Raw genomic sequence first — 20,735 nt, forward strand, 5'->3', positions numbered from 1 at the left:
ATACAAAATTCACTAAAAATTTTGTACCAGGCTTATGCCTGTAGCTATTCCCTTTTGCCTGAAAGTTTACTATCGAAATAGATTATATTTAAAATATCGATTTTTGTCAATATATATCGTATTATGATACTTTATTTTTTCTTAATATCCTCATAGAATTTAATACAGCTAAAAGAGCAACTCCTACATCTGCAAAAACACCTTCCCACATTGTACCTAGTCCTATTACTGCTAATATTAAAACTAATGCTTTAACGCCTAATGCGAAGATAATATTTTGTTTAACTATTAGTGATGTTGTTTTAGAAATACTTATAGCTTTAGCTATTTTAGATGGCTCATCTGTCATAATAACAATGTCAGCTGCTTCAATTGCTGCATCTGAGCCTACGCCTCCCATTGCTATTCCTATATCAGCCCTTGCAAGTACAGGTGCATCATTTATTCCATCCCCGACAAATATTACTTTAGTGCCATCATTCTTAGCACTTAATATTTCTTCAACCTTTTCAACTTTATCTTGTGGAAGAAGTTCAGAATATATCTTATCCAGATTTAATTCTTCATTAACAGCTTCCGCAGTAGCTTTATTATCTCCTGTAAGCATAACTGTCTCTTTTATTCCTAATGATTTTAACATTTTAATTGCTTGATCAGAATCCTTTTTAACTTCATCTGATATTACAATGGCACCTATATATTCTCCTTCTAGAGCAATATATACTAATGTTCCTTCATGTTTAATATCATCAACCTGGATGTTATTTTCAACCATTAATTTTCCATTTCCAGCAAGAATTCTTTTCCCTTTTACTGTGACGCTTATGCCCTTTCCAGCTATCTCCTTATAATCTAAAATCAATGAATTATCTATAGATCCGTTAAATGACTTTTTAATAGATTCTGCTATTGGATGATTTGAATAGCTTTCTGCATAAGCAGCACATTCCAATATTTCTTCATCTGTGTATTCATTTGTTGAATAAATTTTAGTAACACTAAATACCCCTTTGGTTAATGTTCCTGTTTTATCAAAGATAACCGTATCTACTGATTTTAATGCTTCTAAATAGTTTCCACCTTTTATTAATATACCATGTTTAGAAGCTGCCCCTATTCCTCCAAAGAAAGCAAGAGGTATTGATATAACTAGTGCACAAGGACAAGAAACAACAAGGAATATTAGTGCTCTATATATCCACTGACTAAATGAACCTAATCCTATAACTGGAGGAATTACTGCTAGTGCTAAAGCTGAAAAAACTACAGCTGGTGTATAGTATCTTGCAAACTTAGTAATAAACTTTTCAGTTTTAGCTTTTTTATTTCCAGCATTTTCAACCAACTCTAATATCTTAGATACAGTTGATTCTCCAAAAGTTTTTGTAACTTCAATTCTAATTGGTGAATTTTTATTTATTGATCCTGAAAGAACTTCATTCCCTGCACTTACCTTGCGTGGAAGTGATTCACCTGTTAATGCAGAAGTATCAAGCATAGCTTCTCCACTTATTATCTTTCCGTCTAAAGGTACTTTTTCGCCTGGCTTAACTATTATAATATCACCAATCGCTATTTCTTCTGGTGAAACTTTAATTTCTCTTTCATTTACTATCTTATTTGCATAATCAGGCCTTATATCCATTAATTGACCAATAGATTTTCTTGATTTATTTACTGCATATCCTTGGAACATTTCTCCTATTCCATAGAAAATCATAACTGCAGCACCTTCTGGATATTCCCCTATTGCAAATGCACCTATTGTGGCTATGGTCATAAGGAAGTTTTCATCAAATACTTCACCATTTTTAATATTTTTCAATGCGGTTAATAAAACTTCTCCACCTACAATTACATAACTGATACCAAATGCAGCTATTTCAACATAAGGTATGTCTTTAAAAAAGAATCCTATTCCATAAAAAATTACTCCAATAACTAACTTTACTAATTCCTTAGATTCAAATCCTTCATGTGAATGATCATGGTTGTGTTCGTGAGAATGATCATGATGTTCATCGTTGAGTCTATCTTCAGTTTTGCTAATTTGAATATTACTTCTCACTGCTCTTTCTGATGATAAAACCTCTTTTACTTTAACATGTGGTTCTAATTTTATAACAATTTCTTCAACCTTATTTTTAATCAAATCTAAATTGGTTGCTTCCTTTGGGGATATAGCTAAGGTATTAGATGAAAAGTTTAATGATGCTTCTTCTACTTCTTCTAATGCATTAACTCTACTTTCTATTTTTGCAGCACAATTAGCGCAATCTAATCCTTCTAATAATAACTTTATCTCTTTCATATTATTTCCCCTACCTTTCTGTTATATGGCTTAGACCTTGATTAAATATACCTTTAACATGTTCATCATCTAGTGAATAATAAACAACTTTTCCTTCCTTTCTAAACTTAACTAATCTAGCTGATTTTAACACTCTTAATTGATGTGATATAGCTGATTGTGTCATTCCTAGAAGTGCTGCCATATCACACACGCACATCTCACTTTCAAATAAAACACATAAAATCTTTATTCTTGTAGAATCTCCAAAAACCTTAAATAATTCAGCTAAATCATAGAGAGTCTCCTCTTCAGGAATCGTTTCTTTCACCTTATTTACTATATCATCATGAATAATAGTACAGTTACAGCTTTCAATTTTATTTAAATCCTTCATAATTACACCTCTGAATATATGAATAATTGTTCATACGTTTTCTTATATTATATTCATTTCTCATATAAATTGTCAATATCTCTTATATAAATAAAAAAATAAAAGCTAGATAAAAGAATTTTTTAATTTCCTTTACCTAGTTTTAAATTAATTAAATACACTTTTTTATTTTAGTGATGCACTATATAAGGATGTATATATTCCATTCTTAGATAAAAGTTCTTGATGATTTCCCTTTTCTGCTATGCCTTCAGCAGTTAATACAACAATTTCATCTGCATTTTTTATAGTTGACAATCTATGGGCAACAATAAGTGTTGTCCTACCTTTTGCCAACTCTTCTAAAGATTTTTGTATTATAAGCTCCGTTGTATTATCAAGTGCAGAAGTTGCCTCATCCAAAATTAATATCTTTGGATTTTTTAAGAACACTCTTGCTATTGACATCCTTTGTTTTTGGCCACCAGATAATTTTAATCCCTTTTCTCCAATATATGTATTATATCCATCTGGCAAGCTCATTATAAAATCATGTATATTTGCTCTTTTAGCTGCTTCAATTACTTCTTCTTCACTTGCATCAGGATTTCCGTATAGAATATTTTCATATATGGTTCCAGTGAATAAAAATACATCTTGCTGAACTAAACCAATATTCTTTCTTAAGGAGTCTCTATTAATATTTTTTATATTAATATTGTCAATAAATATATCTCCCTCGTCAACTTCATAAAATCTAGGAACCAAGTGACATAGGGTTGTTTTTCCTCCACCTGATGGCCCTACTAAAGCAACAGTTTGTCCCTGATTAATATTAAGTGATAATTCTTTTAAAACATGAGTTTCTTCATCATCATATTTAAAACTTACATTGTCAAATGTTATCTGTCCTTTTACGTCTTTAATTTCTATGGCATTATTTAAGTCCTCTTCTTCTGAAACCTCCATTATTTCTTTAAATCTCTCAAAACCAGTCATTCCAGATTGTAATTGCTCAACAAAATTAATTAACCTCTTAATTGGATCCATAAACATTTTTATATAAAGTAAATATGCAACATAATCACCTACTGAAATATATCCTTTGAAAGTAAAGAATCCACCAAGGGATAGAACTGTTAAGTTAAGAAAGTCAACTATAAAATTCATTCCAGAAAAGAATTCTGCCATTGCTTTATATGCAAATTCTCTCGCACTTTTAAATGCATTATTGCCCTCTTCAAATTTCTCAATTTCATAAGTTCTATTAGTAAAAGCTCTAGAAACTCTAATTCCTGAAACTGAATTTTCTAAAGAGGCATTAACTTCACCAATCTTTACTCTAGTCTCTTTAAATGCATTTGCCATCTTCATTCTTTTCTTAATAGCAAATATCAATAAAAATGGTATAAATGCAAAAGTAATTAATGTTAGCTTAACGTTTATAGTACACAAAATAATAAATGATCCTATTAACATTATTATTGATAAAAATAGATCTTCTGGGCCATGATGTGCAAGTTCTGATATGTCCATTAGGTCATTAATTATTCTAGACATAATTACACCTGTTTTATTGTCATCAAAGTATTTAAATGGCAGTTTCTGAAGATGTTTAAAGATATCTCTTCTCATATCACCCTGCATTCTTACTCCAACTACGTGCCCCCAATATTCAACAAAATAATTAAGTCCTAACTTAAGTATATAAATGAATAATAAAGTAATGCTCCAGGTTACTAAAAGCCTTAAATTTTTATTTGGAACATAATCATTAATAATCCCTCTTGTGATCATTGGGTAAAACAAATCACAAATCGCTGCTAAAAATGCGCAGAATAAGTCCATTATAAAAAGTTTTTTATGGGGTTTATAATACTTTATAAAATCTCTAATCATTCTATCCCTCCTTTATTAAAAAATCGTCAAGGCGATTATGAGCCGTCGATTTTTTCCTCGCATCTGCCTTTCCAAGCTCATGTGAGAAAAAATTGGCAGGCGACTAATTCTTTTTTTATTCTTTAAGGGAGTCTAGTAAATCCTTAGATTATAATTCAAACTTATAATGTTATCCAAAACCTTAAAATATTATAAACTCTTAAAGAATAAAAAATAGAAAACTCACAAAAATGAGTTTTCATATTAATACATTATACATCTTCTACTTTTAATATTCCAGTGGAATAGATATTATAGGGTTTTAAGTTCAACTAATAACTTATTTATGTAAGAATAAATTAAGTTTCCTATAAAAAACCCTATATACTTCCTTGTATCATTAATACTTATATTCGCTTACATTTTCACATAAATCTATATTTAGCTGTTTGTCATCTATTACTTTTTTATAAGAAACTAAAAATTCATTTAACTCATTATCTGTTAAGTCTATTTTTCCACTACTTAAAATCATTACGTTTTCTTTATCTAATATAATTTGTATTTTATTCTTTGCATTATCTATTGAATATTTGGTTATATTACTAACATTTAATCTTCCTTTATACTTCTCTTGGAATCCTATAGTTTTTCTTAATTCCTCATAATTAGTACCTAACCCATATGCATTTAAATCTATCCCCATATTTTTAATTTGGCCTTCTATATTATTCATATCCACGCCATATCTTTTCATCATTTCTTTTTGTATATTCATAAACTTTTCTTGGGAAATATTATTCTCTTGCATATATTTATTTATTTTAGTCATCATTTCTGCCATGGATAACTGACCTTGTGATAATGAATAGTATAATTCATAAATATACGACTCAAATTTATCTACATCTTTATCCCTAGCCTTATTTTTTAATTCATTAAAATCTATTATTCTATCATCCATAAGCTTTTCCTCCCATGTTCATTTATAGGGTTTTAAGTTCAACTATTAACTTATTCATGCCTGAAAATGTCCAGAAACCGACATTTTCAAACAACTATAAGTTAAGTTTCCTATAAAAAACCCTATATATATTATAGTCTATTAATTTTTGTAAAGAAAGTCTTATTGGTATGATATAAGTATATCTTAAACTATATTTAATTATTATAGAGTATTAAGTTCAACTAATAATTAATTCCTGCCTGACCTCAACCTTAAAATATTATAAATTCTTAAGAGTAAAATCTCTATTATGAAAAACTTATGTTTAATAATTTTTCAGTATTAATAAAATCAACACTCACTCTTTTCTTGGTTTCTTTAAGTAGTTTATAAATATCATCATTTACATCCTTTGGACTTACAATTACACCAGTGTAAACACTGCTCTTTACTAGAATTCCAAGAAAGCTTAAGAATTCATCCCTGCCTACGGCACTTTTATTACAATATACGAGAACGTTTTTCTCTTTATCCTTTCCAATTATTAATTTATTTTCTTTTTCCTTAAATTGCATATTATTATAGTTTGTTTTTTGCAAATAACTTAAACAATATCTAGTATATTCATAATCAGATAATCTTTCTATATCTTTTAATGTAAGAATCTTATTTTTCAGTCTACATAACCTCTCCTCTTTACCTCTTATATATTTAATTAGTGATAATATATTATCCATAAAAATCAAAAACTTTATTGTTACTATAATAAGCAAAAATCCATATACTAAAGATAAAAAATTACTAATCATATTCTCTCCTTTTAAACTATTTATTACTATATATATTTAAACAGTTCTTTAACCCCATACCGCTCTTCTTCTCTCACAAAAATCATATCCATCAATCAAATCAACATTTATGCTACTAGGCAATTCTTCTATGTACTCAACTACACTTTTCGAGAACTTCCCTTGAGTTATTACAGTTGCTCTATTAATATTTTTACTTATCATTATTCCTAAAACTTCTTGTATATCTTCTAACCTAACTTCTTGTAAAACTGTCTCATCTAAAATCTCTTCATCATACTTGTAGTATACAAATGTAGCTATGCCTTTTAGATTATTTTTCTCATACTTCAGAACCTTCATGTCTTTCTTGTTCTTTTCTTCAATTGAGTATATATTATATCCATAGATTGTTAATAATTCTTCACAACTCTCAAAGAAGTCCTCTTTCTTGCATATCATTAAATCTTTTATCGCGGGAAATCCCCAAAAGAAATCTTCTCTTCTATAATATTCTTCTCTTTCTATTTTAAATTGTCTTAATTTTTTGTCTAAAATTCTTAATATAAAAATGATTGCAATTAATAAAATTATTTTTCCCATTTTTACCTCCACTATTTTCCTTTATATATAATTATTAAACTTATTAAACTTATTTATTCACATATCTTAGCTAATTAACTTTATAATTCATTTTTTGTATCTTATAAATTAAATGCTATAATGGTACTGATATTATAAAAAGGGGGCTACTTAAGTGTTAGGCACAATTGTTAATTTCATTGCCATATTAATTGGAGGTTCATTAGGATTATTTATTAAAGGTGGACTACCTAAAAGATTTATGGATACTATCATGAATGGTATAGCTTTGTGTATTATTTACATAGGTGTTTCTGGTGCCATAAAGAGCGAACAAATGCTATTAATTGTTGTATCCATAGTAATTGGTTCTTTAATTGGGGAACTTGTTAATATTGATGGAAAGCTAATTGCTTTAGGTAATTTTATTGAAAGCAAAAGCAAAAAATCTTCTGAAGGGGTTTCTATCTCTCAAGGCTTTGTTACTGCAAGTTTATTATTTTGTGTTGGAGCCATGGCTATTGTTGGGGCATTAGAAGGTGGGTTATCACATAAACACGATATTCTATTTACTAAATCTATATTAGATGGTATTACCTCAATAATATTATCATCTACTTTGGGCATTGGAGTTCTTCTATCTGCCTTTTGTGTTTTAATATATCAAGGTATCATAGTACTTGGATCTAGTTTACTTCAAGGAATATTAACAACTAGTATAATAACAGAAATGAGTGCAGTAGGTAGTTTATTAATTTTAGGCCTAGGTTTAAACATGCTAGGAATAACTAAAATAAAAGTTGCTAATATGCTTCCTGGAATTATTGTACCTATTATTTATGGGTCACATTTAACATAAATAAAAAAAGTGGACAATTTGTCCACTTTTTATTTTATAGTTCTATTAATGGAACTATTTTATCTAATCTTCTTAATCCAAAATCAGCCGGTTTAAGTTCTACATATTTAATACCCTTACTATCTAGATCAGCCTTTATTTTAGCTTGAACTAGTATCATTTCAGGAGATATAAGAACTATATCAATACCTTCTAAAACATTAACATATTCTTTGTCATCAGCAAAAACCCATTCAAAAGGTAAGGCATTATCCACTCTATATTTTTCTGCATCCTTTTTGAAAGCTTTTGATTGACCTGTTTCTTTGCACAATACTAATACTTTTTTCATTTTTACCCATCCTCTCTACTAAGTATATTAATACTAACTTATATACTCATTTTAGTTGTGAATTTACCCGTTCACACTTACTATTTTACCATGACAGAAAAGATTTACAAACATCTTTATTGTATTTTTTTCGCCAAAATCACTACATTACACTAACTTTTTGTTATTTTTCTGTTTTATATGTACTTTTCTAAGTAGAAAAACAAATCCCCCATTAAATATATTTAACGAGGGATTTATAATTAATTTTTTATTTTACATCTGAAGATAATTTATCTTTTCCGTAAACAGTTCCCCAATCATTTATAAATTGATCAATGCTCCAATCTGTTAATGGATGAGATAATAGTGCATCCATAATTTCTGGATTAACAGTTACTGAGTGTCCACCTGCAAGTGCAACATTGTGAACTTGTTGAACATTTTTGAAGGAAGCAGCAAGAATTTTAGCATCTAGTCCATAAATATCAAACAATTCTCTAATTTCTGCTACAACTCCTACGCCATCACCACTTATATTATCTATTCTATTTACATATGGTGCTACATAGTCTGCACCTGCCATAGCTGCCATCAAAGCTTGATCTGCTGTAAAGATTGCAGTTGCTGTAATTTTTACTCCTCTTTGCTTAAGTAATTTCATTGCTTTTATTCCTTCTGGAATTACTGGAATTTTGATATATAAATTTCCACCTATTGTTTTGTTTAAATATTCTGCTTCCTTTATAATATCCTCAGCTTTTATTCCTAATGCTTGAACATGAAGCATAGTATCTGCTCCAATTACTTCTCTAATATCTTTTAGTATCTTTATAAATTCTGATTTTTCTTTTGATATTATAGTTGGGTTAGTTGTTACTCCGCTAATTGGATATAAATCATAAGCCCTTCTAATTTTATTAACATCTGCAGTGTCTAACATATAAATCATATTCTCATCCTCCAAAATTTTTTTATCCACCAATGACTACTTTTATTCCTGAACTCTCAAATATACTTCTCACCTCATCTATTTCTTCTGACTTTGGCGGATTGATATCTTTAAGCTCATATTTTTTATTTATACCTCTATATTTCGAACTACCATATTGATGAAGTGGTAGCAGATGGACCTCTTTAATTCCAATAGAAATTACAAATTCCTTAATTTCTTCGATATTATCTTCTTCCATTGTATATCCTGGAATAAGTGGAATCCTTGGGATTACTTTATGTCCTAGACTTACTAGTCCTCTTAAGTTATTTTTTATTACTTCACTATTTGCTTTTATTATTTTTTGTGCTTTTTCATTATCCATTATCTTTAGGTCGAATAGAATTGTATCTGTATATTCTGCTAAAGCCCTTAGTGTCTCAAAGTTTCCGTACCCTGACGTCTCTATTGCAGTATTTATTCCTAATTCTTTTACCCTTTTAAGTAATGCACAGGCAAATTCTCCTTGAGAAAGTACTTCTCCTCCTGAAAGAGTTACTCCTCCTTCTGTTGAGTCATAAAACACCATATCTTCTTTTATTATTTCAAGTAATTCTTCAATTGTGTACTCTTGACCTACATATTCAAGTGCTCCTGTAGGACAACTTTCAGGATTTTTAGAACACTTATAGCAATCCGCAGCGCTACACTTTATGCACAAACTATTTTTTCTTATTATTTCTCTATTAAAGCTTTGAGATTCAGGGTTTGAGCACCATGGACAAGATAAAGGACAACCTTTGAAAAAGACAACTGTTCTTATACCTTCTCCATCATGAAGACAATATTTTTGAATGTTAAATACATAACCCTTCTTCAATTAATCACTTCCTATAATTGATGTTCTGTTCTATTAATAATATCATCTTGTATTGCCTTATCTAACTCAACGAAAATTGCACTATACCCTGCAACTCTAACTACAAGATTTTGATATTTTTCAGGATGCTTTTGAGCATCTTTAAGTGTATCAACTGAAACTACATTAAATTGAATATGTTGTATTTTTAGTCTCATAAATGCTTGCATATATCCAACTAGTTTCATTATTCCACTATTTCCTTCTAAGGTTGAAGGACTAAACTTAACATTTAGTAGGCTGCCATTTGAAGTTAAATAGTTATCTAACTTACTTACACTCTTTAAACTTGCCGTTGGACCTAATCTATCTCTTCCAACCATTGGTGAAAGCCCTCCATCAGCTAATTGTTCACCAGCTTTTCTTCCATCTGCAGTAGCTCCAACAGCACCACCTAATGGAATATGAGCTGAAACTGTATATGATCCTGGTTGGAAGACACCATCTCTTATGTTCTTATATTTTGAAACCTCATCACAATAATGGGTTAGAATATCAGAACTTAATTCATCTACCTCGGTATTATCATTTCCATACTTACTAAACTTGTTAATAAATCTTTGGCGAAGCACTTCATTATTCTCATAATTTTCATCAAGAATCTTCACTAGTTCTGGAAGAGTAATTTCTTTATCTTCAAATACTACCTTTTTAATTACATATAGTGAATCACTTAAGTTTGCAATTCCTATTCCTTGTACCCCAGAGAAATTATATTTGGCTCCACCTTCAGTAATATCTTTTCCACTTTCAATAGTCCCTTGAACAAAATTAGAAAGGAAAGGTGTAGGGGCAAATTCTTTATGTCCTAAATCAACTATATTCGAACCTTTTACCATATACTCTACATATTCTGAAACCTTCTCTTTTATTTTATCCATTAATTCTTCAAAACTGGTAATCTTCTCATTATTTTCTTTCAATGTTACTTCCATTACCTTTAGTAGATTAAATAAAGCTATATCATGAAGACCATAGGTTTTACCAGGAATAGATAATTCCACACATCCAACTACTGCATAATCTCTAGCGTCCTTTAACTCTACTCCTCTATTACTATAAGCTAATATATTTACTTCATCATTAAATACTTGAGGCATACCTGTTCCTATTCTAATTATTTCCGCAGCCTTTATTAAAAATTCTCTAGGACTTTTTTCACTAATCCTTATACTCATATTAGGTTGAGGTAATTTGATTTCGCCTAAGATATCTAGCATTATATAGGATAGCTCATTTGTAGCATCTTTTCCCTGTTCATCCTGTCCGCTTAATACAATTGTATATCCTATTGGAAATCCTCCAAAAAATCTTGCGCTCTCTTCACTTCTAACAGCAACTATAGAATTAAATTTTATATATAGGCACCTTAATAGTTCCTTTAGGAATTCCTTTTCTTCTCCGAGTTTCAATGATTTATTAAAATATGAAAGCATATATTGATCAAATCTTCCTGGCGAAATTGAGCTTGCATTAGATTCATGTTGAAATACAATATTTAAAAACCAGAATAATTGAACTGCTTCATAAAAATTCTCAGCACCTTTATATGAGATATTGTTGCATACCTTGGCAATTCTTTGTAATTCTAATTTTCTTTCATTATTTTTCTCTCCAGCTGCTAATTGTTCTGCAAGCTTAGCATATCTTAATATATACTCTTTTGACGCTTCTAAAGTAATTAAAGATGCCCTATAAAAATTATTTTCTGGGTGATCTTGCATTTTACTTTTTATTTCATCAATTAGAAAATCTAATCCTTTTTTTAAAATCAAATCATACTGTGGTATGATGTGTCCTTGTCCTTTGTCTGTTTGATTTAAGCTAATTATCTTAGTTCTAGCTGCCTCTTTAATATGCTCTGGAAGTATTTTATCAATATCATCTTTTAATGACTTTCCTTTCCAGTAAGGATAAAGAAATTCACTAAAATATGCTTTATCTTCTTCTGATATTTCAAATTTATCTTGAGGCCTTGTTGAAAATGTATCTAATTCTTCTAATATCCAATAAGGAGACATCTCTGGTGAAATTACACCCGCTCTAGGTTCAATTGTTCTTCCTCCAACAATTAATTCTCCATCACTAATTTTTATCTTTGAATTTAGTAATATTTTTTCTAAAGCCTTTGCTCTTCTTATTATTGATGGTTCGCCTTCTGTTTCCCTATAACTTTCAGTATATAATGTTGCTCTTTCTAATGATATTTTTCTCTTTTCTACAAATAAGTCTTCTTTTAACTTTTTAATTCTTGAAGTTAACAATTCATCATCTCCTAATCGATATTACAAATTATTAATCTTTATCATTTATTATTGTTTTATATTATTATAGTATCTAATTTAATATTTATTGTCAATATTAATGTTTTGAAACTTCCGACTTTGTTTACATTATTCCCTATTTAAATTATTATTATTGTTTATTATTAATTTATAACTTATAATAATATGTATATACTTATTAAATTATAATGGGCAAGGTGATTTATATGTTTGCAGAGGAAAGAGTTCAAGAAATTCTAAATGAGTTAAATATTAATGGCAAAGTTACTGTAAAGGATTTAAGTAGTAAGTTTAATGTTACTGAGGATTGTATTAGAAAAGATTTAAGAAATCTAGAAAGTAAAGGTTTTTTGAAAAAAACCTATGGAGGGGCAATCCAGAAAAGAAAAACTGCTGATATAGATAGGGTTCCTGATAGAATGCAGATTAATACTTTTGCAAAGGAGAAAATAGCAGAAAAAGCATTTAACTTAATTAAAGATAGGGAGACTATATTTTTAGATATCTCAACTACAAATATACTTTTGGCCAAGCTTTTGGCAAATTCTAATAAACCTGTAACTGTCGTTACGAATATGACTGATATTGTTGATGCTTTATCAAAAGAAAATAATATAAATGTAGTTTGTACAGGAGGAGTACTAAATAAATTTTTAGATGGCTTTACAGGATCTTCAACTATAGAATTTATTAATAAATATAAATTTGATAAGGCTTTTGTTGGAAGCAGTGGAGTTGATATTCTTGATAACAACATTACAACCTTTGACATTGAAGATGGAAATACTAAAAAAGCTGTTATTAATTCAAGTAGAGAAACCTACTTAGTTATGGAAAACAACAAATTTTATTATGATGGGCCTTATAAATTTGCAACATTTAAAGACATTAAAGGAATTTTAACTGATTCCGCGCCTGAAACAGATATTTCAGAAGTTTTAGATGAATTTAATATTAATATAATTTAAAAGAAAATGCAGAAACCTAGTTGGTTTCTGCATTGTTATTTCTTATGCTTCTAAGTCCTTTTTCCTTCTTATTACTAAGAATGCACCAGCGAGTAGCATTATTGTTCCTAAGAATATAATGTTATTGGTGTTAATATCTGATCCTGTTTTAGGAAGTACTCCATTGCTAGTTTGTGATATTTCAGCAACTATGAATTTTGAAAAATGTTTTGTATTAAATATTACTTTGTTTCCATCTACTCTAGTATTCATTAATTCGAACTTTCCAGTTGATTCATTATAATAGAATACTCCAATGTTATTCATATTTAATGATTTTACCTCTGAATCACTTAAGATTAATGAAACTTCAGCTTCCCCTTTTGCAAAGTTATGAATTTGTACTTTCTTATCACCATTTACAACAAATAGATTAAAGTTAAATACTCTACTTAAACCCTTAATATGCTTAGTTAAATCAGAACCCTCTTCTAAGGTTAAGTTTAATACAACTTTTGAACCAGTAGTTAAAAGTGATCTATCAATTGCACTAAAAGGTAATGTGATGGTTGCTGAATCATTCTTTATTTCTAGACTTCCTGTTCCATTCTTAATTGAATCTATATCTGATATTTCTAAAAATACACCTTTTTGTCCGTTTGGAACTTCTATTATATTCTTTCCGTCTTTATTGTTAATCTTATTAACAACAACTACCTTATTTCCATTTTCATCTGTAATAATTGAAGTTGTTGGATTCGAACCATTATCTCCTGGTGTTGGATTGCCACCGTTTCCTGGATTATTTCCTGGATTATTTCCAGGATTATTTCCTTCGCCATTACCTGGATCAGCTGGTTTATCCTTAACAGTTACTACTCTTTCTTTTGTAATTACTGTATTTTCACTATCTGTTATCTTATATACTACCTTATAGCTGCCTGCTTTTGAAGTATCTACATTATTTGAAGCTATTATAATTTTTGAAGTAATATCTTCTCCATTTAAATCATATGCCTTAACTCCAGTTAAAGGATCAAAGGAATCACCTACTGTTAATGTAACATCTGCAGTATCTATTACTCCTTGGCTGATTACCCTTACAACAAATATTCTTTCAGAACTATTTCCTGCCTTATCTGTAGCAGATACTTTCACCCTAAATACACCATCAGTTGAAGTATCTACAACATGAGTAATTTGTGCATTTGAAGTCATATTCCCATCTTTATTATCAGTTACTTTTAATCCTAAGTCAGCTATTGGATCAAATTTAGAACCTACAGCTATTATAGCATTATGACCTTCTATAACTGGTGCTGTACCATCTTCTCTTATTGTAAGTTTAAATGTCTTTTCAGTTTTATTCCCTGAGTCATCAGTAACTGAAGCTTTAACTTCATATTCTCCAACCTTATTAAAATCAACTTTACTAGAATCTATTACAATTTTAGATGTTATATCTCCGTCTAAATCATCAATAGCTACAATTGATAATGCTTTTAATAAATCTGCATTTGAACCTTTTTCAATTGCTCCATCCTTACCAGTTAATTCTGGTGCTCCACTATCCTTTACTGGTTCAAAAGTAAGTGATCTGTAGTTATATCCATCACCATCTACGTAAACTCTAATAGTTTGTACCCCTTTATCTAGAGTTACGTATATAGGTGTTGTTGTATCAACAAACTTACCCCAATCTCCAGTTGAAGTTAATGGAAGTCTTCCTAACTCTTTACCTGAACCTGTTTGTAGAACTGCTACAGCTCCACTTACAGTTGTTGCATAATTAAAGTTTACTTTATACTTTCCTGCTTCAGCTACATTTACTGAGTAATCTAAGTAAGTGCCTGCTACAGTACATCCAATATTCTTTATATTGCTCTTAGTTTCAATTGCATATCCCTTATCATTAGATGCTTTATAGAAGCTATCTGCTACAACTGTAGATTTATCTCCTAAAGTTCCACTAATAACTTGAGGTTGTGCTTTCTTCTCAATCTTTATAGAGTTTAATGTGAACCCTGTATTTACAGCTTCAAATCTTAATGTCTGTAATCCTGCTTCTAAAGTTATAGTATCCTTAAAACTATTTGTAGAATTATAGAAATTTCCTAAGTTATAAGTTACTAAATTGCCAGCAATATTAATTCCACTACCTTTACTTACTTTTATAGCATTAGCAATAGAAGAATTATTTTGTCCAGTATAAGTTAATGTATATTCTCCTGCTTCAGCTACATTCAAGTAATAATCCACTCTATTTCCAGACACTACGTTTGATGCTAAAGAACCTTTGGTTCTGTATGCATTAGCTTCAGTTAATGTAACTGCTGTATTTCCTATAACATTTGGTGTAGGTAATAGATCACTCTTTACGCATGTAACATCTTTAGTTAATACTGTATTGCCTGAAGAATCACTATATGCAGATGCTGGAACATTAACAGTTAAAATTAAATCTTCATAATAAGTTTTCCAACCAGTTAATTTAACTTTAACATGAGTTGAATCAATATATTCAACTGAGCTTAATTTTACATTTCCATTAGTGATTATATCTCCTGATAAAGTTATTGTATTTACTTTATCTTGAACAAAAGTACCACCATTTAGTGTTACTATAAATTCATTTGTATTAATTGCTATATTAGAATCAGTAGTTAATTCTTCTGCATCATTATTTGCAACTATTACAAAATCATCAGTTATTTTATAATCTTTAGCATCTCCACCTACCAATTCTTTAGCTGCCATTGCAACTGTAACAGTTTTGTCGAAATCAAAATCAACATTTCTTTCACCTGATAGAGTTATTTTTGCATGAGTTGCATCTATTCTCTCTACATCATAAGTCACTCCAGCAGGAAGATTAGATACAGTCCAATTATTCTTATCTAGATTCGCTGCAAATTCACCATCTTCAATACTTACATTTATTTCTTTTCCATTTAAACTTCCTTCAGTAATTATATCTGAAGTAGCTTTCATTACTGGACCTACTGAAAACCAGTCTATATCAAATCCCACTTTATCTACAAACCTAATTGTTTGCTCCCCAGCAGGAAGTGTTAGGGTTACAGCTTGAGTCTGCCAATTATTCCATCCTCCGGTACTATTTAAAGTAATTGTATCTCCTATCTTTGTTCCATTAGAATAAACATCAAAAGATGGATTAGTATTTGACGATGTAATATTTAATTTAAAGGTATATTCTCCTTCCTGCTGAACATTTACTTTATATTCTACGAAATCAGTTGGATCAAAATATCCAACATGTCCATTTTCAATAATTACTCCTGATGAATTTATTACATTTTCAGCTTGTATTCTTCCTGGTAAATCTTGAACTTCCTTAACTTTTTCAAATTTAATACCTTTTATATTAAATTCTCCATTTATATTTAATCTTATTTTCTGAAGACCTGTTTTATCAAGCTTGATTGAATTTTGTGCCCAGGAGTAGGTATTCCAATCGGTTGGAGTACTCCAAGATGTTTGACCTATTTTCACAGTGGATAAAGTCTTATTTTCAGTTCCATCTGTAGTGGATACTGCAATACTCTTGTCTCCACCATATGGATTTGCAACTTGGAATGAAACATTATACAAACCTGCTTCTTTTACATCAAGTAAATAATCTACATAGGTGCTAGAGTTAAGATATCCTATATGATCCCCTTCTACTTTTACATTGTCAGTAGCACTTGTATAATTTGTTGCGCTAAATGTTCCTGGTGCTTGATTAATCTTTTCTGCAGCAATAGAATTCCACTTATAAGTAGCAACATTTCCTGCTGGAATTGTTCCCCCTACTTGAACACCATTGTTTAAAAGCTTAAAGTTTTGAGTTTTATCTGTCTGATTTATTACAACAACAACTATAGATCCATCTGGATTCTTAAATGCAACATTAGTTACTGTATCTGTTGAACCATAATTAGAATCTATTCTAACTGCTCCTGATTCAATAAACTTTGAGAATTGTCCAGTAATATAATATTCTGGAGTAGCCCAATAATTATCTCTATCATTAGCATCCTCCACAAACATAGTTGGGTCAGGTGTACCTGTCCATTGTTCTGGTGAAATATTGCTATCTAGCATAGTTACCCATGAATTATAGCTTTCTGCGTAATTTCTAAAATATTGAGCAATCCTATCAGCTCCCTTAGTTCCCCAAACAGATCTTTCTGTTAAGTTAACTGACTTACCTTCAAACATATTATGAACTTGTGTCATAGCTGTTGGTTCCCCACCATAATCATGGAAAGCTATACCATCAACTGCCGCTTTACCTGCATCATTATTATATACTTGTGAAGCAAAACTTACTCCGCTACTGAAATTATGATCAAATGCCCAAACCTTAGGACTAATTATTTGTCCTGTAGGATTTGTAGTTGTATTCTTTGAATTTAACACAAAGCTTTCTGCTACATGTCTCTTTAATGCTATAGCTAATCTTTGTTCTTGAGCTGCTGTCATTCTACAACTTGGATAGTTGATTTCAAGCTCTGGCTCATTTTGCAATGTCATAGCATATAGTGGAATTCCTTGCTTTGCATACTCTTCTAAATATCTTGTATAATACATAGCTAAATCATCAATATGATCGTCGCTTAGTTTTCCACCTTTTAGTAGCTTATCATTATCTGAATAACTTCTACTGCTATCAGTTGCTTCCTTCATCCATCCTGGTGGTGTCCAAGAAGAAGCAAAGAATTTAACATTAGGATTTATTTCTAATACTTCTTTAACTGTGGCAATAATGTTATAATCTATATCCTTTTGGATTGAGAATCCCTTACCTGAGGTGTTATACCAATCTGGGTTTCCTACTGGTGCAGTATCATAGTAAGTGTAAAAATCTCTTCCAGTGAAATCTGCTGTTCCAATAGTTATTCTCATTAAACTCATTCCAGCTCCATTTACAGGGTCTACAAGTTTCTTCAAAAATTCATGTCTTACTTCTGGAGACATCTTTGCAATATTATTAATTGAAGATTCTTCTAATGATGTTCCCATACCTAAAAACTTTTGATAAGTTTTTGAATCATCAATATTTATTGTTGTAACATCTGCAGTATCAGGTGCAGTTAAGTTAAGACTAGGCTTTTTAGTAAGCGTATTTGAAATTTCCTTTGGTGCATCATACCAGCTCATACTTCCTGATTGTTCTGAGGAACTCATCCAAACGTCTACCGCATTGCTTTGAATTACATTTCCTGTTGGGATATATGGCTCTACACTTCCGCTTCCACCATCATCTACTATGTCACCTATTCTTGTAAAGCTAAGCCAGTTAATATTGAACCCACTATTTCCAGCTTTAAATCTTAATGTTTGCTTTCCAGCTTTTAAGTTTGCTGTCCCTTCAACTGTTGTCCAGTTTTGCCATCCACCAGTCTTTGTAACATCAACTTTAGTTAATTGCTTTGATCCAAGATATAACTGTGCCCCTGCACTTGATCCATCTGGACTAGCTACTCTAAATTGAACTTTATATTGACCATCTTTTTCAACATTAACATAATAATCAGTCCAATCTCCAGCATCTGTATATCCTAAATCTTTTCCGCCACCTTCATCTGAAACATTTTCTGCAGTGAAACCACTCATACCAACATAATCTTCAGCCTCTATCTTTGTAGTATCAGTCCCTGATATTACTTTTGCTGGATTAGATTCTTGTCTTTCAGGTTTAGCTGGAAGCTTATATGGATCTGTTAGTGTATCATTTCCTTTCTTAAGTCCATATCCATAATTAAATAGTGCTTTTCCATCATCATGCTTTGTTGTTATATCTTCTGCATACCATGGCCATGTCATAGTAAGCTTTCCTGTGAAATCATAACCACCAAATAATACATCAGCTACACCTTGTCCTTCAGTTCCTGGTAGCCATGCTTCAACTAATCCATCAAAGTCTTGTACTTGATCAGCTATAGTAATAGGTCTTCCTGTTACTAATACTGCTACAACTGGTAGATTAGGATTAGTTTCTTTTATGTTTTTAAGTGTTAATAAATCATCTGCATCTAAAGTTAATTTATCAGGAGTTCTGTCTCCATCTGTTTCTGCATAAGGAGTTTCTCCTATAACAACTACAGCCACATCATTATCTGCAGCAGCTCTTCCACGCTTATTGTAAGTGACTTTAACATCACTACCTACTGTGTTTTTAATTCCTTGTAATATAGTTGTACCAGGGGTTATATTACCTGCACTACCTTGCCAAGTTATTGTCCATCCACCTGATTGTAATCCTATATCATCTGCACTTTTTCCAGCTACAAGAATATTTTTCTTATTCTTTAACTGTCCTACTATATCATTATCATTCTTAAGTAAAACTAATGATTCTCTCACTGCTTGTCTTGCTACTTCTCTATTTTCTTTAGAACCTACTGTATTTAATAAGTCTCTTTGCGCATATGGATCTTCAAAAAGTCCCATTTCAAATTTAACAGTTAAAATTCTCTTTACTGCATCATCTATTCTTGTTTGTGGAACCTTACCCTCATTTACTAATTCTTTTAAGCTTGTCATGAAACCTTTCCAATCATTAGGTTCCATGGCCATATCTATACCTGCATTAATAGCAACAGCTATCTTATCCTTTTGAGTTGTAATTCCAGTTCCTGATATTTGTTTAATTCCTTCATAGTCAGATATTACAATTCCTTTAAATCCTAAGTCTTGTTTTAATACCTTAGTAATTAAATCTGCATTTCCATGACATTTTACTCCATTTACACTGTTATAAGAAACCATTACTGATCTTACTCCTGCATCTACTGCAGACTTATACGGAGCAAGTAATTCATTCTTTAATGCTTTTTGGAAATCTTCATCACTCATGACAACATTGCCTTGGTTAGTTCCGTTTTCTGTAAGACCTTCGCCAATGTAATGTTTTGCTGTAGCAATAACCTTATCATTTCTCTTAAGAGTTTTACTAGGATCTTCTCCTTGTAACCCTTTTATATATGCTTCACCCATTTTTGCTACTAGCTCTGAATCTTCCCCAAAGGTTTCGTAAGTTCTTCCCCATCTTTCATTATGAGGTATTCCAAGGGTTGGTGCGAATGCCCAGTTTACACCTGTTGCTCTTACTTCTTCAGCAACTGCTTGTCCAACTTTTTTAACTAATCCTGTATCTCCAGTAGCACCTAATCCTATATTGTGCGGAAATATAGTTGCTCCATAAACATTGTTATCTCCATGTACCGCATCTACTCCATATAAAATAGGTATTTTTAACTCTGTTGAAGTTGCTGACTTTTGATATTCATCAATCATATCAGCCCAACCCACAGCTGTATTAGGTGTAGGTAATGATCCTCCACCACTTAAAACAGAACCTAGCTTATAGGTTTTTACATCTGCAGGAGTTGCTGTTTTTCTTTCAGCTTGCACCATCTGACCAATCTTATCATCCAGTGTCATTTTTGACATTAGATCATTTACCCTATCTTCTACTGAAGCTCTTGGATTTAAATAAATATCAGCACTTTGTTCAGCTGCGTGAGCTTGAACGATATTACCCAAAAGCATCGTTGTTGCAAAAGTAGTAGTTAAAAATCTGGACAACCATCTCTTTAACATATTCAATTTT

At 30.7% G+C, this 20,735-nt stretch carries 13 protein-coding genes; 2 read left to right on the top strand and 11 right to left on the bottom strand.

All coding sequences use genetic code 11. The features are described 5' to 3' along the window. Positions 1 to 121 precede the first annotated feature (121 nt). The 6 genes from JK634_RS16480 to JK634_RS16505 all read right to left on the bottom strand — a co-directional run bounded on the left by JK634_RS16480 (position 122) and on the right by JK634_RS16505 (position 6,881). Positions 122 to 2,311: a heavy metal translocating P-type ATPase gene (locus JK634_RS16480; RefSeq protein ID WP_202768823.1), complete on the bottom strand. Its 2,190-nt coding sequence runs from the start codon at positions 2,309 to 2,311 to the stop codon at positions 122 to 124. Between the two features lie 10 nt (positions 2,312 to 2,321). Next, complete coding sequence (locus JK634_RS16485) at positions 2,322 to 2,687, bottom strand: ArsR/SmtB family transcription factor (RefSeq protein WP_202768824.1); 366 nt, start codon at positions 2,685 to 2,687, stop codon at positions 2,322 to 2,324. Positions 2,688 to 2,852: 165 nt separating this feature from the next. Then, a complete protein-coding gene (locus JK634_RS16490) occupies positions 2,853 to 4,565 on the bottom strand; it encodes an ABC transporter ATP-binding protein (protein WP_202768825.1) in 1,713 nt (570 codons plus the stop codon). 379 nt (positions 4,566 to 4,944) lie between these two features. Then, positions 4,945 to 5,508, bottom strand: coding sequence for a DUF3867 domain-containing protein (locus JK634_RS16495; protein ID WP_202768826.1), 564 nt, complete (start codon positions 5,506 to 5,508; stop codon positions 4,945 to 4,947). 290 nt (positions 5,509 to 5,798) lie between these two features. After that, positions 5,799 to 6,299 (bottom strand): restriction endonuclease, encoded by a 501-nt coding sequence (locus JK634_RS16500; RefSeq protein ID WP_202768827.1) that lies wholly within the window; start codon positions 6,297 to 6,299, stop codon positions 5,799 to 5,801. 48 nt (positions 6,300 to 6,347) lie between these two features. After that, on the bottom strand, positions 6,348 to 6,881 hold the full coding sequence (locus tag JK634_RS16505; RefSeq protein ID WP_202768828.1) for a restriction endonuclease: 534 nt from the start codon (positions 6,879 to 6,881) through the stop codon (positions 6,348 to 6,350). 154 nt (positions 6,882 to 7,035) lie between these two features. On the opposite strand from JK634_RS16505, the gene JK634_RS16510 reads away from it, so the two are divergent. Beyond that, on the top strand, positions 7,036 to 7,719 hold the full coding sequence (locus tag JK634_RS16510; RefSeq protein WP_202768829.1) for a DUF554 family protein: 684 nt from the start codon (positions 7,036 to 7,038) through the stop codon (positions 7,717 to 7,719). A 34-nt stretch (positions 7,720 to 7,753) separates the two neighbouring features. Here JK634_RS16510 and JK634_RS16515 read toward each other — a convergent pair whose 3' ends face one another. From JK634_RS16515 to JK634_RS16530, 4 genes are all read right to left on the bottom strand, one after another. Next, positions 7,754 to 8,050 carry a PTS sugar transporter subunit IIB gene (locus tag JK634_RS16515; protein ID WP_202768830.1) on the bottom strand — a complete coding sequence of 99 codons (297 nt, stop codon included), beginning with the start codon at positions 8,048 to 8,050 and terminating at the stop codon, positions 7,754 to 7,756. 250 nt (positions 8,051 to 8,300) lie between these two features. Beyond that, positions 8,301 to 8,981 (bottom strand): fructose-6-phosphate aldolase, encoded by a 681-nt coding sequence (locus JK634_RS16520; protein WP_202768831.1) that lies wholly within the window; start codon positions 8,979 to 8,981, stop codon positions 8,301 to 8,303. A 22-nt stretch (positions 8,982 to 9,003) separates the two neighbouring features. Beyond that, positions 9,004 to 9,843: a [formate-C-acetyltransferase]-activating enzyme gene (locus JK634_RS16525; protein WP_202768832.1), complete on the bottom strand. Its 840-nt coding sequence runs from the start codon at positions 9,841 to 9,843 to the stop codon at positions 9,004 to 9,006. Positions 9,844 to 9,854: 11 nt separating this feature from the next. Next, positions 9,855 to 12,146, bottom strand: coding sequence for a formate C-acetyltransferase (locus JK634_RS16530; protein WP_202768833.1), 2,292 nt, complete (start codon positions 12,144 to 12,146; stop codon positions 9,855 to 9,857). 209 nt (positions 12,147 to 12,355) lie between these two features. Here JK634_RS16530 and JK634_RS16535 point away from each other — a divergent pair, with 209 nt between their 5' ends. Next, complete coding sequence (locus JK634_RS16535) at positions 12,356 to 13,135, top strand: DeoR/GlpR family DNA-binding transcription regulator (protein WP_420839049.1); 780 nt, start codon at positions 12,356 to 12,358, stop codon at positions 13,133 to 13,135. A gap of 42 nt (positions 13,136 to 13,177) precedes the next feature. On the opposite strand, the gene JK634_RS16540 is transcribed toward JK634_RS16535, so the two are convergent. Then, complete coding sequence (locus JK634_RS16540) at positions 13,178 to 20,725, bottom strand: glycoside hydrolase family 3 N-terminal domain-containing protein (RefSeq protein ID WP_202768834.1); 7,548 nt, start codon at positions 20,723 to 20,725, stop codon at positions 13,178 to 13,180. Between the last annotated feature and the right edge of the window lie 10 nt (positions 20,726 to 20,735).

Origin of the sequence: Clostridium paridis, assembly GCF_016765615.1 — a bacterium.
Taxonomy (GTDB): domain Bacteria; phylum Bacillota; class Clostridia; order Clostridiales; family Clostridiaceae; genus Clostridium_T; species Clostridium_T paridis.